The organism is Rhodopila globiformis (genome assembly GCF_002937115.1).
In the GTDB taxonomy this organism is placed as follows: Bacteria; Pseudomonadota; Alphaproteobacteria; order Acetobacterales; family Acetobacteraceae; genus Rhodopila; species Rhodopila globiformis.
The window spans coordinates 12099-27229 of record NZ_NHRY01000217.1; the positions used below are offsets into that span (position 1 = coordinate 12099).

At 68.2% G+C, this 15131-nt stretch carries 13 protein-coding genes and 1 tRNA gene; 13 read left to right on the top strand and 1 reads right to left on the bottom strand.

Annotation, left to right across the window (positions count from 1 at the left end; translation table 11 throughout):
• Positions 1-1230: 1230 nt before the first annotated feature.
• Genes CCS01_RS20375 through ygfZ form a run of 4 tightly spaced genes read left to right on the top strand, consistent with a single transcriptional unit; the run spans position 1231 to position 7040 of the window.
• Entirely contained in the window at positions 1231-1755 is a 525-nt protein-coding gene (locus tag CCS01_RS20375; protein WP_158258513.1) for a chromate transporter, read from the top strand.
• A 43-nt stretch (positions 1756-1798) separates the two neighbouring features.
• Positions 1799-2659, top strand: coding sequence for a glycosyltransferase family 2 protein (locus tag CCS01_RS20380; RefSeq protein ID WP_104520606.1), 861 nt, complete (start codon positions 1799-1801; stop codon positions 2657-2659).
• Positions 2656-6180: a glycosyltransferase gene (locus CCS01_RS20385; protein WP_104520607.1), complete on the top strand. Its 3525-nt coding sequence runs from the start codon at positions 2656-2658 to the stop codon at positions 6178-6180. Before CCS01_RS20380 ends, CCS01_RS20385 begins: the two co-directional genes overlap by 4 nt.
• A gap of 35 nt (positions 6181-6215) precedes the next feature.
• Entirely contained in the window at positions 6216-7040 is an 825-nt protein-coding gene (ygfZ, locus tag CCS01_RS20390; protein ID WP_104520608.1) for a CAF17-like 4Fe-4S cluster assembly/insertion protein YgfZ, read from the top strand.
• Between the two features lie 552 nt (positions 7041-7592).
• On the opposite strand, the gene CCS01_RS20395 is transcribed toward ygfZ, so the two are convergent.
• Positions 7593-8672: a molybdopterin-dependent oxidoreductase gene (locus CCS01_RS20395; protein WP_204848372.1), complete on the bottom strand. Its 1080-nt coding sequence runs from the start codon at positions 8670-8672 to the stop codon at positions 7593-7595.
• A gap of 214 nt (positions 8673-8886) precedes the next feature.
• On the opposite strand from CCS01_RS20395, the gene prpB reads away from it, so the two are divergent.
• The 9 genes from prpB to rnhA all read left to right on the top strand — a co-directional run bounded on the left by prpB (position 8887) and on the right by rnhA (position 15071).
• Positions 8887-9810, top strand: coding sequence for a methylisocitrate lyase (gene prpB, locus CCS01_RS20400; RefSeq protein ID WP_104520633.1), 924 nt, complete (start codon positions 8887-8889; stop codon positions 9808-9810).
• A 27-nt stretch (positions 9811-9837) separates the two neighbouring features.
• Positions 9838-10914: a DUF262 domain-containing protein gene (locus CCS01_RS20405; protein ID WP_104520609.1), complete on the top strand. Its 1077-nt coding sequence runs from the start codon at positions 9838-9840 to the stop codon at positions 10912-10914.
• Positions 10911-11546 (top strand): MAE_28990/MAE_18760 family HEPN-like nuclease, encoded by a 636-nt coding sequence (locus CCS01_RS20410; RefSeq protein WP_104520610.1) that lies wholly within the window; start codon positions 10911-10913, stop codon positions 11544-11546. Before CCS01_RS20405 ends, CCS01_RS20410 begins: the two co-directional genes overlap by 4 nt.
• A complete protein-coding gene (locus CCS01_RS20415) occupies positions 11543-12655 on the top strand; it encodes an acetoin utilization protein AcuC (protein ID WP_104520611.1) in 1113 nt (370 codons plus the stop codon). The genes CCS01_RS20410 and CCS01_RS20415 overlap by 4 nt, the downstream gene beginning before the upstream one ends.
• A complete protein-coding gene (locus tag CCS01_RS20420) occupies positions 12655-13155 on the top strand; it encodes a DUF192 domain-containing protein (protein WP_104520612.1) in 501 nt (166 codons plus the stop codon). The genes CCS01_RS20415 and CCS01_RS20420 overlap by 1 nt, the downstream gene beginning before the upstream one ends.
• A gap of 63 nt (positions 13156-13218) precedes the next feature.
• A tRNA-Pro gene (locus CCS01_RS20425) sits at positions 13219-13295 on the top strand.
• A 22-nt stretch (positions 13296-13317) separates the two neighbouring features.
• Positions 13318-13623, top strand: coding sequence for an ETC complex I subunit (locus CCS01_RS20430; protein WP_104520613.1), 306 nt, complete (start codon positions 13318-13320; stop codon positions 13621-13623).
• 13 nt (positions 13624-13636) lie between these two features.
• Positions 13637-14596: a homoserine kinase gene (locus CCS01_RS20435; protein ID WP_104520614.1), complete on the top strand. Its 960-nt coding sequence runs from the start codon at positions 13637-13639 to the stop codon at positions 14594-14596.
• Entirely contained in the window at positions 14586-15071 is a 486-nt protein-coding gene (rnhA, locus tag CCS01_RS20440) for a ribonuclease HI (RefSeq protein WP_104520615.1), read from the top strand. Before CCS01_RS20435 ends, rnhA begins: the two co-directional genes overlap by 11 nt.
• Positions 15072-15131 lie beyond the last annotated feature (60 nt).

Below are 15131 nucleotides of genomic sequence, written 5' to 3' on the forward strand. Positions count from 1 at the left end.
GGCACCTTGCCGCTGATCCGCCGGTCACGGCGACAAGGCCAGGACTCGCGACCACAGGCCGCCCGGCCCCTTCTCTGCGTGCTCTGCGCCCCGCTCGGCGAACTCTGCGTTTAAAAATGCGGCGCCGCAACAAAGATCGGCGTGCCCGATGAGTCGACCAACCCCAAACGCCGGTGGCGCCCCGGCCACCGCGATTCAACGCAGAGTCCGCCGAGCGGGGCGCAGAGCGCGCAGAGGAGAATTTGTTGCGACCTGCGGTCGCGGTGCGCCGGAGGTGGCCGCCTGCCGTGGCGTCGTGCAGTCCAAGGCGACCGACAAACCGGGCGGTCCACGTCATGACCAGACCGCCGGTTGGTTCCTGCCAGGGCGGTGAATTTCCAGTCAATGGGAGCCGCCGCAACAAGATAGTACCGCCCCCCGGCATCCGGAGCCCATTGCGCCAGCCCTTTCGGATCGTGGCAGGCCGAAAGGCGCTCCGTCACCCGCCGCTGGGTGGCACGCCCGGCGTGCGGCACCGGGATCGACGTCATCGCTGACGGGTCCGGGCGGCGGCGGAGCCTGGATTCGCTACCGATTTCAACACGGAGTTAGGCAGCCGGCGGCGCCGGCACCGCAATGGCGGAAAATGGGCGAGAGGTCCGTTGCCTCTCCGTCATGGCCGGGCGTGTCCCGGCCATCTGCGCACGAACGGCGGGGGGTGGATGGCCGGGACACGCCCGGCCATGACGATAGAAAGACGACCGGCGCCGGCGAAACCGTATTTTCATGGGAGGAGAAAGCGAAGGACCGCGAAGCGCCACGGAAACCGGACCTTGCTGGCCTTTCGGGACCTCACCAACCCCGTCATCGGACTGACGATCGCAACGCACCGGCGGCCCCGCCCTGCCGAAACCTATCCATGCCGCGTGCCTGCTCGAAAAATCCGACTCGTTCACACCCCTTCGTGGCCCTCGGTCGTCCTTCGTTTTCTCCGTGTTAAAACTGCGGAAGGATAAGCGGACACGGATGGTTCCCGGGCGACGCCACGACCGCTTGCCGGGGTTCACCCCCCGACCGTGGCAAGCCGAGAATGCGTGGGGCCTGCCGCCACGAAAAACCGCCCCCGCCGATGGGCCGGCCGGTCGGGCACCTGGCGTACCCGGAAGCCGCGGGTTGCCGCACGCCGGGTTGGCAGGCGCCGCTGCGCAAGGCCAAATCGATAGCCGGTTCCCGCGAGAAGGCAGATCCATCATGAGCCTGGTGCTGCTGCAACTCATCGGCCTGTTCGCCACGCTGTCGCTGCTGGCGTTCGGCGGCGGCGCCGGCGTGATCCCGGACATGCAGCGAGCCGCGGTCGACCAGCACCACTGGCTGACGGCGAAGCAGTTCCTCGACATGTTCGCGATCTCCCGCGCCACGCCCGGGCCCGGCTCGCTGATCGTGGTGCTGATTGGCCTGAAGGCGGCGGGGCTGGCCGGGGCGGCGGTGTCGTTCGCGGCGATGTTCGCCCCGTCCTGCCTGGCCGTGCACCTGGTGGCACGCTCCTGGCACCGCGCCGCCCACACCGCCTGGCGCGCGCTGCTGGAGCGGGCCTTCGCGCCGATTGGCGTCGGCCTGACCTTCGCCAGTGGCCTGTCGCTGATGCGCGGCACCGAGCACGGCTGGCTGCTCTGGGGTCTGACCATCGCCAGCACCGCCCTGTTCGCCACCACCCGGATCAACCCGATCCTGCTGCTGGGACTCGGCGCCGGCGTATTGCTGCTTGTTGGGCCCTGAGTCGAAACCGTATAGAACGGACAGGACCCGCCACGAGAGAACGATGTCATTTCCGGTCGGCATTGGAATCATCACCTACAACCGCAAGGACATCGTTGCGGCCACCATCGACCGGGTGCGGGCGCTGACCCGGGAACCGGACGCGGCCTTCGTCGTGGCCGACGACGGCTCCACCGACGGCACGCTGGAGATGCTGCGGGCGATGCGGGTCCCGGTGGTGACCGGCGCCAATATGGGCATCGCCTGGAACAAGAACCGCGCCCTGTTCCTGCTGGCGGAAAAGCTCGCCTGCGAGACGGTGATCCTGCTGGAGGACGACGCCAGGCCGGGACGCCTGGGGTGGGAGGCGCAGTGGATGCAGGCGGCGCAGCGCTGGGGCCACGTCAACTACGCGGCGGGCTGGATGCGGGAGCATTTCGCCGGCGGCAGCGGAACGGCCGAGGACCCGGTGCGCAGCCATAACGTGACCGCGCAATGCGCCGCCTACGCCCGCGCGGCCCTGGCCTATGCCGGCTATTTCGATCCCCGCTTCACCGGCTACGGGCACGAGCATGTCGAGCACACCTTGCGCATGATCCGCATTGGCTGCGGCGGCCGGCGGGACCGCATCGACGGCAACGAGCAGGTGCTCTACTATCTGGTAACCGGCGACATCGTCGTGGTGCCCTCGACCAGCCATCGGGATGACGCGCAGATCGAGCGCAACCTGAACCTCGCACATCGGTTGATCGCCGAGGAACCCCACCGCGCGCCCTGGCGCGATGACGCCCAGCTGCGGCAGTTCCGGTCGGAGATCGAACGCAGCTTTGGCAACGGCCCGGCTTCGTTCGCGCTGCACAGCCGGCCGGGCCAGGCATACGCCCCGGCACCTCCCGGCCGGACGGCACGGATGCTGCCCCGATGACGCAGGAGCAGCAGGAAGCCGCCCTGATGCGGTCGATGATCGGCTTCTTCGATCCGCTCTGGTACGCCACGCGCTACCCGGACGTCGGCAGCGCCGACATCGATCCGCTGCTGCATTTCGTCCGCTTCGGCCTGGCGGAGCGGCGCGATCCCAACCGTTTCTTCGACAGCGCCTGGTATCAGGAGCATTATCCGGACGTACAGGCGAGCGGCATGCATCCGTTGCTGCATTACCTGACGTCCGGCGCCGCCGAGCTGCGCGATCCGCATCCCCGCTTCGACGCCGTCTTCTATGCCGCGGAGCATCCCGAGGCCGCGCCCAACCCGCTGCTGTACCACATCCGCATCGGCCATGCGCAGGGCTACCCGACGGAAAAGCGGCTCGTCATCCAGGATTACCTGCCGTCGCAGCTGCCGCCCCCGGCGGCGCCGCCGGATGTCGTCGCCGACGTCGTCATCCCGGTCCATCGCGGCCTGGCGGAAACCCGGCGCTGCCTGAAATCGGTTCTTGCAAGCAAGGAGTTCCCATGCGCCGAGGTCATCGTCGTCGACGACCGGTCGCCGGAGCCGGCGCTGGCCGCCTTCCTCGACCAACTGGCCGCCGACGGGCGGATCAGGCTGCTGCGGAACCGGCGCAACCTCGGCTTCGTGCAGTCGGTGAACGCCGGCATGGCGGCCGCCGGCGAGCATGACGTCGTCCTGCTGAACAGCGACACCGAAGTCCCGCCGGGCTGGCTCGGGCGGCTGGCGGCGCAGGCCCACGCGCAGCCGCGGATCGCCAGCGTCTCGCCGTTGTCGAACAACGCGACGATCTGCGGCTACCCGAACGACACAGGCGGACCGATCGCGTTCGGCCGGACCGTCGCCGAGATCGACTCGCACTGCCGGGCGGTCAATGCCGGCCGCTCCGTGCCGGCACCGACAACCGTCGGCTCCTGCATGTACATCCGGCGCGCGGCGCTGGACGACGTCGGCGCCTTCGACGCCGGTTGCTTCGGCCTCGGCTGCGGCGAGGAGAACGATTTCTGCCAGCGGGCGATCGCGCGCGGCTGGCAGCATCGCATTGCCTGCGATACATTTGTCTATCACAAGGGCGCGGTCAGCTTCGGGGCGCGCGCGCAGGCCCGGGCGGAACGTGCGATGGCGCTGCTGCTGGAGCGCTATCCCGGCTACGCGGCGGACGTCGCCCGGCACGTCCGCCTGGACGCCATCGGGCCGTTCCGCTTCGCGCTGACGGCGTCGCTGCTGACCAGCTCCGGCCTGCCGGTGCTGCTGATGATCACGCACGGCCTGGGCGGCGGCGTGCAGCGCCACGTCGACGGCATCATCGCGCGCCTCGACGGCCGGGCGCATGTTCTGCTGCTGGAATCCAGCACCCGCGGCGCCCGGCTGTCGGTTCCCGCGCTGCCCGGCCATCCCTCCCTCGCGCTGCCGGCCGATCGGCTGGAGGATCTGGTCACGGTGCTGCGCGCGTGCGGCGTGCAGCGGGTGCATGTGCATAACCTACTGGGCATGGACGTGGACGTGCAGCGCCTGGTGCACCGCCTGAACGTGCCGTTCGACCTGACGGTGCACGACTACTACGCGCTCTGCCCGCAGGTGAACCTGCTGCCGTTGCCGACGCAGTTGTACTGCAACGAGCCGGGGATGGATGGCTGCAACGCCTGCATTGCCGCCCGCCCGTCGCATGGCGCGCGCGACATCCTGACCTGGCGGGCGGAACGGGCCTGGCAGTTCCGAGAAGCCGAGCGGGTGTTCTGCCCCAGCCACGATGCCCTGGCGCGGCTCGAGCGCTACGGCCTCGCGGACCAAGCCGTCGTCGTTCCGCACGAGGCGGTCGACGCGGCGCCGGTGCGGGCGGCCGCGCCGCGGGACGGCAGGCTGCGCATCGCGGTGCTGGGCGTGCTGGCGGACCACAAGGGGGCCCGCACGGTCGCGGCGGTGGCCGAGCAGGCGGATCCCGCGACGACGGAGATCCACCTCATCGGCGAAACCGAGGAGAATTTCCCGAAGCCGGCGCTGAAACACCTGACGGTCACCGGCCACTACCAGGAGGCGGCGCTGCCCGGCCTGATCGAGAGCATCGCGCCGCATGTCATCTGGTTCCCCGCCTCCTGGCCGGAGACGTTCAGCTACACCCTGAGCCGCGCCATCGCGTCCGGGCTGCCCATCGCCGCGACCCGGCTGGGCGCGTTTCCCGAACGGCTGGAGGGGCGCCCGTACACCTGGCTGGCGGACCACCGGACGTCGCCCGACGGCTGGATCGGCCTGTTCGAGGAAATCCGCGCGGCGCTTCCCCTGGCGCTTCCCCTGGCGCTTCCCCTGGCGCCGGCAACGGTGCCTCCGGCGCCGCGCGAGGCGCCGGCGGATTTCTACGCCACCGGCTACCTGCGCCCGGCCGATCCGGCACGGCCGGTCTATCCGATGCGGATCGCCACGGCGGCGCGGCGCCCGGTGATCGCCGTGGTTCCGGAGCGGTACGAAACCGGCCAGCCGACGCCCTGCGCCTTCATCCGCCTGCTGCAGCCGCTCAGCCACCCCGCCATCGGCGGCGATTTCACCGTGGTGCTGGCGGATGCGAAGACGGTCCCGGACTACGCTGCCGACATCATCGTCACACAGCGCTACGCGCTGCCGGACACTGGTGCCGCCGATGCGCTGGCGGCGCATGCGCGCCGGATTGGCGCGACGCTGCTGTACGACCTGGACGACGACCTGCTGCACATCGCCCGCAGCCATCCGGAGGCCGAGGCGCTGCGGTCGAAGGTGCCGGTGGTGCGCCGCCTGCTCGGCCAGGCCGACGCGGTGTGGGTCTCGACGCCGGCGCTGGCGGCAACCGTGCGGTCCATGGCGCGGCCCATGGCGCGCGACGTGACGGCGGTTCCCAACGGGCTGGATGAGCGGATCTGGGCGGCGGCGGCGCCCGTCCCACCGCCGTTGTCCGGACCGCTTCGCCTGGTGTGCATGGGCACGACCACGCACGAGCGGGACTTCGCCATGATCCTGCCGGCGCTGGCCCGGCTGGCCGAGGAGTTCGGCCATGCGGTGGCCATCGACGTCATCGGCATGACCGGCGCCTCGCTGCCACCCGGGATCAACCGGGTCGGCGTGCCGTCGCACGCCACGCTGTCCTATCCGGGCTTCGTCAACTGGCTGACCACCGTGCGGCCGGGCTGGCACGTAGGCCTGGCGCCGTTGCTGGACAACGGGTTCAACCGGGCGAAGTCGGCCATCAAGGCGCTGGACTATGCCGCGCTGGGGCTGGGTGTGCTGGCCTCCGACATGCCGGTGTTCCGGGGGTCGATCGCCGACGGCCCGGCGGGGCGGCTGGTTGCCAACGATCATCGCGCCTGGTACGCGGCGCTGAGCTGGATGGTCCGCGATCCCGCGGCGCGGGCCTCGCTGGCGTCGGGCGCGCGGCAGGCGTTCCTGGCGCAGGGCAGCCTGGCGATGCAGGCCAGGGAGCGGCAGGCAGCCTGGACCGCGCTGCTGCGCCGGCAGCGGATCGAGACCGCCGCCTGACTTGCGGGGGCGTGTCCGTAGCCTACCTATGACTTATGAATTGGCTGACCCTACTGCCCGACCGGGGCGTCATTATCCTTGAGGGCGACGATCGCGTCGCTTTCCTGCAGGGCCTGGTATCCAACGACGTCGAGACCGCCGCGCCCGGCCGGGCCGTCTGGGCCGCGCTGCTGACGCCGCAGGGCAAGTGGCTGGCGGACTTCTTCATCTTCGCCGACGCCGATCGGCTGCTGCTGGAGTGCGAGCGGGGGCAGATGCCGATGCTGCTGCAACGACTGGGCCGCTTCCGGCTGCGCATGAAGGTGACGCTGCGGGAAGAGCCGGCGCTGCACGTCCATGTCGCCTGGCCCCGGCAGCCCGCGGTGCCCGGCATCATCGCGCCCGATCCACGCCTGCCCGATTTCGCCTGGCGCATCCTGGCGGCCGAACCGCTGGACGCCAATGCGACTCCGGAAGGCTGGGACCGCCACCGGCTGGACGCCGGCCTGCCGGACGGCTCGAAGGACCTGGAAGCTGAGCACAGTGTGCTGCTGGAGGCGGGGTTCGACGAGCTTGGCGGCGTCTCGTGGTCGAAGGGCTGCTACATGGGCCAGGAGCTGACCGCGCGGACCCGCTACCGCGGCCTGGTCAAGCGGCGGCTGGTGCCGGTGCTGGTCGACGGCCCCCTGCCCGCCCCCGGCAGCGCGATCTTCCAAGAGACGAGGGAGGTTGGGGTGATGCGCTCGGGCCGGGATCATGCCGGGATGGCGCTGCTGCGGCTGGATGCGCTGGCCAGGCCGCTGCGCTGCGGCGAGACGATCCTGACGCCGCGCGTTCCGCCCTGGATGCGCCTGCCCGAGCCGGCGGCGACAGGCGGGTAGGCCGCCGCGCCAGGGAATAACCGCCCGATCATCCTGCCACGGCAAGCCGCAGGCAGGCTGAGACGCATCAAGCGTCTGCAGCCCGGCCATCTTCGACGGCATGGGCGACGTGGATGTTGCGACGGCTTTGGCCGATGGAACAGGCATTCACGGCGACCCGAACGAGCAAGGTTTGCCGGCGCGATGTCAGGACGGTCACGCGGACGTCCAGGCTTCGATGCACAGGGTACAATGATCCAGGCAAAGCCAATGTGGCCGCGGGTTGTCCGCATCGCTTCTCTGCGTGCTCTGCGCCCCACTCTGCGCGCTCTGCGTTTAAAAAATGCGTGGTGCCACAAAGATCTGCGTTCCCAGTGAGTCGCCCAACCCCAAACGCCGGTGGCACCCCGGCCACCGCTTTTTAAAACGCAGAGCGCGCAGAGGGGGCGCAGAGCACGCAGAGAAGATTTCACTGCGACCTGCGGTCGCGGTGCGGCAATGGCGAGCGGCGTGCCGCCTGTGACAACCCCGGGCCTGGCGTTCAAGACAATGCAGGCCAGTTTAATCGTTGAATCAGTCCGCACGCACGCGGACGCGATGCCAGGCGGCGCTGAGGTAGCCTTTGCGGTTCCACACGTCATCCGGCCGCGCCGGCTGGGTCTGGCCGGCGGAATCCCAGGCGCGGACAACGAGCTCATGCTCCCCCGCCGCCAGGTCGAGCGTCGCCTGCCAGAACGTCCAGCTCCAGGGCGCCGCCGGATCGTGCTCCAGCTCCGCCTGCCGCCAGTTGCGGCCGCCATCGGCTGAGACATCCACGCGCGCGATGCCCCGGCCCGCGGCGACGGCGTAGCCTTTCAGCGCCACCGGCCCGGCCTGCACGCGCGCCTCGGCCGCGGGATCGCAGATCGCCGCGTTCAGCGGCATGTCGTTGATCGTCACGCCCCGGCTCCAGTCGATGCTGTCCGAGGTGATGTCCGGCGGCAGCAGCTTGTAGTCGTGCTGCTGGATGGGGCTGTCCGACGGCGCCTCCTGCACGCTGATCGCGGCGAGCCATTTCGCGCTGCGGGCGCCGGCATAGCCGGGCACCACCACCCGCAGCGGATGGCCATGCTCCGGCGCCAGGTCCGCGCCGTTCATGGCGAAGGCCAGCAGCACCTCCGGCGCCATCGCCTTGGCCATGGGGATCGAGACGCCGAAGCGGAAACGCCCCTCGCCCGGCAATTCGACGTCGTCGCAGCAGGAGAACGCCACGTGCAGGGACGGATCATCGGGCGCGCCGGCGGCCCGCAGCACGTCCGCCAGGGCGACGCCGGTCCAGCGCGCGTTGCCGATGGCGCCGCCCGCCCAGGGGTCGCCGTCCACCGCGCGGACCTGGTTCAATTCGGCGCGGCGGTTGCCGGCGCATTGCATCACCGCCATCTCGCTGCGCCGGGGGAAGCGCGTGCGCAGGTCCTGCATCGACAGCTCGAGCGGCTGGGCGACGCGGCCCCCTACGCGCAGACGGTGGCTGGCCGCGTCCAGCGTGGGGATCTCGCCGTGGGTGCGGACGTAGAAGTCGGGCTGGCCGGTGACGAAGCTGGCCCGCAGGCGGTCCAGCGGCGGCTCCGCGTTCAAGGGGGCGGGGGAATGGACGATCAGGTCTGGTGCCGGCAAGATGACCTCCCTGCACGGTGCGGCGTGGACGACAGGTCAACGCCGCAGGGCGCGAATCGCTGCATCGCCGGCGGTCGATTGGTCGGCCGCGGCGCGACACAGGATCGTGCCTCGCCGGGCGGGGCGCGAACCGCCCTTGACCGGGCAGGCATGCAGCGGCGCCCTGTTCTTCTCTGCCCTGATCCGCTATCGGAACCGCGAAAAGGAGTGCTTCATGACCTACCTCGTCGCCGCCGATCTCCCCACCGCCCCGGCCGGGGAGCGCTTCCGGGCCCTGCTCGCCCGCCCGGGGATCGTGCAGTTGCCCGGGGCGCATAACGGCCAGGCCGGGTTGCAGGCGAAGGCGGCAGGGTTCGAGGGGCTGTACCTGTCCGGCGCCGCCATGACCGCGTCGATGGGCCTGCCGGACCTGGGCATGATCACGGTGGACGAGGTGTGCTTCTTCGTCCGCCAGATCGCCCGCGCCACCGGGCTGCCGCTGCTGGTCGACGGCGACACCGGCTATGGCGAGGCGCTGAACGTCATGCACATGATCCGCAGCTTCGAGGACGCCGGCGCCGCGGCGGTGCATATCGAGGACCAGCTGCTGCCGAAGAAGTGCGGCCACCTGAACGACAAGAAGCTGGCGGACCCGCAGGACATGGCGGCGAAGATCGCGGCGGCGCGCAAGGCGCGGCGGCACCTTTATATCATCGCCCGCACCGACGCCGCGGCCAGCGAGGGCCTCGACGGCGCAGTCGCCCGCGCGCAGCTGTTCATGCAGGCGGGCGCCGACGCCATCTTCCCTGAGGCGCTGACCACGGCGGAGATGTTCAAGGAAGTCGCCGCCCGCCTGCCCGGCGTGCCGCTGCTGGCCAACATGACGGAGTTCGGCCGTACCCCATTCTTCACCGCCGCCGAGTTCGAGGCGATGGGCTACAAGATGGTGATCTGGCCGGTCAGCAGCCTGCGCGTCGCCAACAAGGCGCAGGCGAAGCTGTACGCCGCGATCAAACGCGACGGCGGCACGCAGAACATGGTCGACGAGATGCAGACCCGCGCCGAGCTGTATGCCACCATCGGCTACCATGACTACGAAGCGCTGGATGCCTCGATCGTCACGACCATTGTGCCGCAGGCGATGCCGCAGACGCGGTAGCGGCAATGATTGGCTCCAGGATCTGTCATGAGCATTGAAGCGGAAATCGAGCAAAAGATTGGGGAGGTCCGCACGGATGTGCTTGATCTCTCCATCGGTGAGATCGTGAACTTGCATGAAAACAAGGAGTTGGTAATCCAACCCGAGTATCAGCGGTTGTTTCGTTGGTCTGTCACGCAACGGTCCAGGCTGGTGGAATCGGTTGCGTTGGAGCTGCCCATTCCGCAGATTTTCCTGATCGAGAATCAGGACGGCGTTTTGGAACTAATCGACGGGCTTCAGCGTGTCAGCTCCCTGGTCCAATTCATCAATTCGCGTACGCTCGAGCTTGAGCCATTGGTGCTCGATGGCTGTGATCTCATTACAGCATTGAATGGACTGAGCTTTCAGGACCTGCCGCTGAGCCTGAGGTTGAGGCTCAAGCGTTCAACCCTGAGATGCATCCTGATTCGAAAGCAGAGCAGATCCTTCTTGCGCTATGAAATGTTCAAGCGGCTGAACACGGGAGGTTCCATACTCTCGCCGCAAGAAATACGGAATTGCTCTGCGAGGATGTTGGGGGCGGAGGGAACCGAGTTTTATGGTTTCCTGCAAAGGCTTGCCAATGATGGGTCGTTCAGGACGTGCATAGAGCCTCTCTCTCAGTTAGATCTTGATCAAAAAGAAGACGAGGAGCTCGTTTTGCGATTCTTCGCGCTGAAGAATGCCGAATCTCTCTTCCGAGGCAGCGTTCGTGACTGGCTCGATCGATATGTGGAACAAATCTTGCTAAAGAACATTGGCTTCGATTATGAACACGAGGAGCATGAGTTTCGTACGCTCTTCGTCTTCCTTGCCAATGCCATGGGACGTGGTGCCTTTGTTCGTTATCGCGATAACCAGCCAATCGGTGCGCTAAGTCCCGCCTATTTCGAAGCCGTCAGCATGGGGGCCTATCGTGCGTTACCCGGGATACTCACGAAAGACGTAAACGCGGTTCGACGCTCTGTCATTGATTGCGTTCAGACTGAAGAATTCAAGGAAGTTATCGGCCCGGGCGCAAGCTCGAAGGAAAAATTGGCGAGGCGGATCAGCCTTATAAGGACGAGCCTTGAACGTGTATGACTGACATCGGATCACTGTTGGAAAAAGATCTCCAATGGCGGGAGACCGAGCTTACGACCCTGAAATTACTTGCGCTTGAGGCTGGACACGCAACGGCACGCCAGCGTGCCTTGCTCCGCTCGTGCTGGTTGTTGCTCTATGCGCATTATGAAGGGTTCTGCAAATACGCCTGGGATGTGTACCTCGACTATATCGAAGGGCAGCATATCCCCGCCAGGGATTGTGTTGATGATTTGATCGCCCTATCTTACGAGCGTGTTTTGAAAGGGAAGCTCAACACCCCCACCCGCGAACTTCTTGCGCTTTTTCGGGATGAGCTTCCGGTTTATTTGAGCCAGCCGATCAGGTTTCCTGTGAGGCCAGATGCCAAATCAAACCTATGGCCGGACGTATTTACAGGAAATGCAAAGAAGCTTGGGCTTTCATGCACATATATCGACTTCAGCGAAATTGAGGTCAAGGCTCTGGTCGGCCGTCGCAATGCGATCGCCCATGGCGAAGGCGTTTATGTAAACTCCGTACAAGATTATTCGCTGTACGAGGAGAAGATCCTCCTCGTGATGCACGACCTCGCCGTTCAAGTTTGCGACTGCATAGAAGGCAAGAAATATCGAGCTCCGCCTGCGCCATGAACGTCGTGGCGTGTTCCCCCCTCTACGTCGGCAGCGAGATCTACCGGAACTCCAGCTACGGACCGAAGCATCCGCTGGCGGTGCCGCGCGTCTCTGTCTGCACCGACCTCTGCCGCGCCCTGGGCTGGCTGCCGGAGCCGGTCTATCGCGACGCGCCGATGGCGACCGAGGCGGAACTGGCCCGGTTCCACGACCTCGCCTACCTCGCCGCCCTGCGCCGGGCCGAGCAGGACCAGGTGGTCACCGACGCCGTCCGCGCCCGCTTCGGCATCGGCGCCGAGGGCAACCCCGTCTATCGCGAGGTCTGGCGCCGCCCGGCAATTTCCGCCGGCGGGGTGATGCTGGCGGCGCGTCTGGCGGCCGAGGGCGGCATCGTGCACTGCCCGGGTGGCGGCACGCATCACGGACGGGCCGATCGGGCGTCGGGATTCTGCTTCCTGAATGACCCGGTGCTGGGGCTGCTGACCTGGCTGGACCTGGGACTGGACAGCATCGTCTATCTCGACATCGACGCGCACCACGGCGACGGCGTGCAGGACGCGTTCCACGACGATCCGCGCGTGTTCACCATCAGCCTGCACGAGGCCGGCCGCTGGCCGTACACCGGCGCCGCGCACGACCGCGCCGGTGGGGCGGCCCGCAACTTCCCCCTGCCCCGCGGCTGCAACGACTCGGAATTCGCCGCGGTGATGCAACAGGCGGTGCTGCCGCTGATCGCCGCCCGCCGGCCGCAGGCGATCATGCTGCAGGCCGGCGCCGACGGGCTGGAGGAAGACCCGCTGGCGAAGCTGTCCCTGTCGAACAACGCGCATCGTGACGTGGTGCGGGCGGCCATGGTCCTCACGCCGCGTCTGGTCGTGCTGGGCGGCGGCGGCTACAACCCGTGGACCGTCGGGCGGTGCTGGGCGCTGATCTGGGGCACGCTGAACGGCCGGCCGGTACCGCACCGCCTGCCGCCGGCGGCCGAGGCCAGACTGCGCGCCCTGCGCTACGACCGCGCGGCCGGGCGCAACCCGCCCGAACACTGGATGACCACGTTGCTGGACCCGCCGCGCCCCGGACCGGTGCGGCCAGAAATCCGGCAGTTGATCGAGGAGAGCCTGACCTGATGCACCGGCGTATCTTCCTGGCACTGGCCGCCACCCTGGCTGCGACTGCGGCCGCGCTGCCGCTATCCCTCCGCGCCCAGGACCAGGAGCCGAAAGGCCCGCAGCCTGACCTGCCGAAGGAGCCCCTGACCATCGTCACCCGCGACGGCAAGCAGCACCACTTCATGGTCGAGATGGCCACCTCGCCCGAGCAGCAGAAGATCGGCGAGATGTTCCGCACCAGCATCCCGCCGGACGGCGGCATGCTGTTCGACTGGGGCTTCCCGCGGCCGAGCGAGATGTGGATGCGCAACACCCTGGTGCCGCTGGACATGGTGTTCATCAACCAGAACGGCACGATTCGGTCGATCTACGAGGACACCACGCCGCGCAGCCTGGCGCCGATCGACAGCCGCGGGCCGGTGCGGGCGACGCTGGAACTGCCGGCCGGGACCACGGCGAAGCTGGATATCCGCGTCGGCGATACGGTCAAGCAGCGAATTTTCGGCAACGCGTCGTAAACTCCCTGCCAATCCGCTTGCATCGGAACGCCGTCGCCCATAGGGTCCGGCGGCTTCATCGGTCGGGGCGTGGCGCAGCCTGGTAGCGCGCCTGTTTTGGGTACAGGAGGTCGTGGGTTCGAGTCCCGCCGCCCCGACCATACCTATCCGGAGATTCGTCCCATGCGCGCCCGCATCTTCCAGCCGCCCAAGAACGCCATGCAGTCCGGCTGGGCCAACACGCGCGAGTGGGTCCTGGAATTCGTCACCAGCAACGCCCGCCGCCCGGACCCGCTGATGGGCTGGATCGGCGGCGGCGACACCCAGACTCAGGTGCGGCTGACCTTCGACACCAGGGAAGAAGCCATCGACTACGCGCAGCGGGCCGGCCTGGAGTACGACGTCGAACTGCCGCAGCCGCGCCACATCAAGCCCAAGGCCTACGCCGACAACTTCAAGTACGGCCGGATCGAGAACTGGACCCACTGAGCCGCCCTGTGCCATGGCGGTCTATACCGAAGTCACCGATGAGGCACTGGAAGCCTTCCTGGCCGACTACGACATCGGCACCCTGGTCGCGTTCCGCGGCATCGCCGAGGGCGTGGAGAACTCCAACTACTCGCTGCGCACCACGGGCGGCGACTTCATCCTGACGCTGTACGAAAAGCGGGTGAACCCCGCGGAACTGCCCTGGTTCCTCGGCCTGATGGAGCATCTGGCGAAGCACGGGCTGGTGTGCCCGCAGCCGGTGGCCGGGCGCGACGGCTCGGCGCTGCGCGGCCTGTGCGGGCGGCGGGCGGCGATCACCACCTTCCTGCCCGGCGTCTGGCCGCGGCGGGTGCGGCAGGCGCATTGCGGCCCGGTCGGCTCCACGCTGGCGACGCTGCACACGGCCGGCGCCGGCTACGCGCCGCGGCGGCCCAACGCACTGGGGCCGCACAGCTGGCCGGCGCTGCTGGGCCGCTGCCGCGCCCGCGCCGACGAGGTGCAAACCGGGCTGGAATGGCAGCTCGACGCCGCCCTGGCGACGATCCTGGAGACCTGGCCGAGCGGGCTGCCGGAGGGGCACATCCATGCCGACATGTTCCCGGACAATGTCTTTTTCCTGGAGGACCGCGTCTCCGGCGTGATCGACTTCTACTTCGCCGCCACCGACCTGCTGGCCTACGACGTCGCGGTGTGCCTGAACGCCTGGTGCTTCGAGCCGGATTTCTCGTTCAACGTGACGAAAAGCCGCGCCCTGCTGGCGGGCTACCAGTCGGTGCGGCGGCTGACGGCGGCGGAAAAGGCGGCGCTGCCGGCGCTGTGCCAGGGGGCGGCGATGCGCTTCCTGCTGACCCGGCTGTTCGACTGGCTGAACACGCCGCCGGGCGCGCTGGTGACGCGCAAGGACCCGCTGGAATACCTGCGCCGGCTGCGCTTCCACCTGTCGGCCACCGACGGCGGCGCCTATGGCCTCTGAGGACGTGGTCGTCTCGCTGCCGCCCGACCCGGACAAGGTGGTGCAGATCTGGACCGACGGCGGCTGCAAGCCCAACCCCGGGCCCGGCGGCTGGGCGGCGATCCTGGTGTTCCGCAACGTGGTGAAGGAACTGTCGGGCGCCGAGGCGAAGACCACCAACAACCGCATGGAGCTGATCGCCGCGGCGACGGCGCTGGAGGCGCTGAAGCGGCCCTGCCACGTGGTGCTGCACACCGACAGCCAGTACCTGCAGAACGGCATCACCCGCTGGATCCCCGGCTGGATACGCAAGGGCTGGCGCAGTTCCACCGGCGAGCCGGTGGCGAACGTCGACCTGTGGAAGCGGATCATGGCCGCGGCCGAGGTGCACCGGGTGGACTGGCGCTGGGTGCGCGGCCACGCCGGCAACGACATGAACGAGCGCGCCGATCGGCTGGCGACCGAGGCACGGCGGGCGGCGTTCGGCGGTGGGTGAGTGGCGACGTAGCAATGTAAGGCGTAACAGTCTGGATCGCGGCAGGAACGCCGTTTCCGG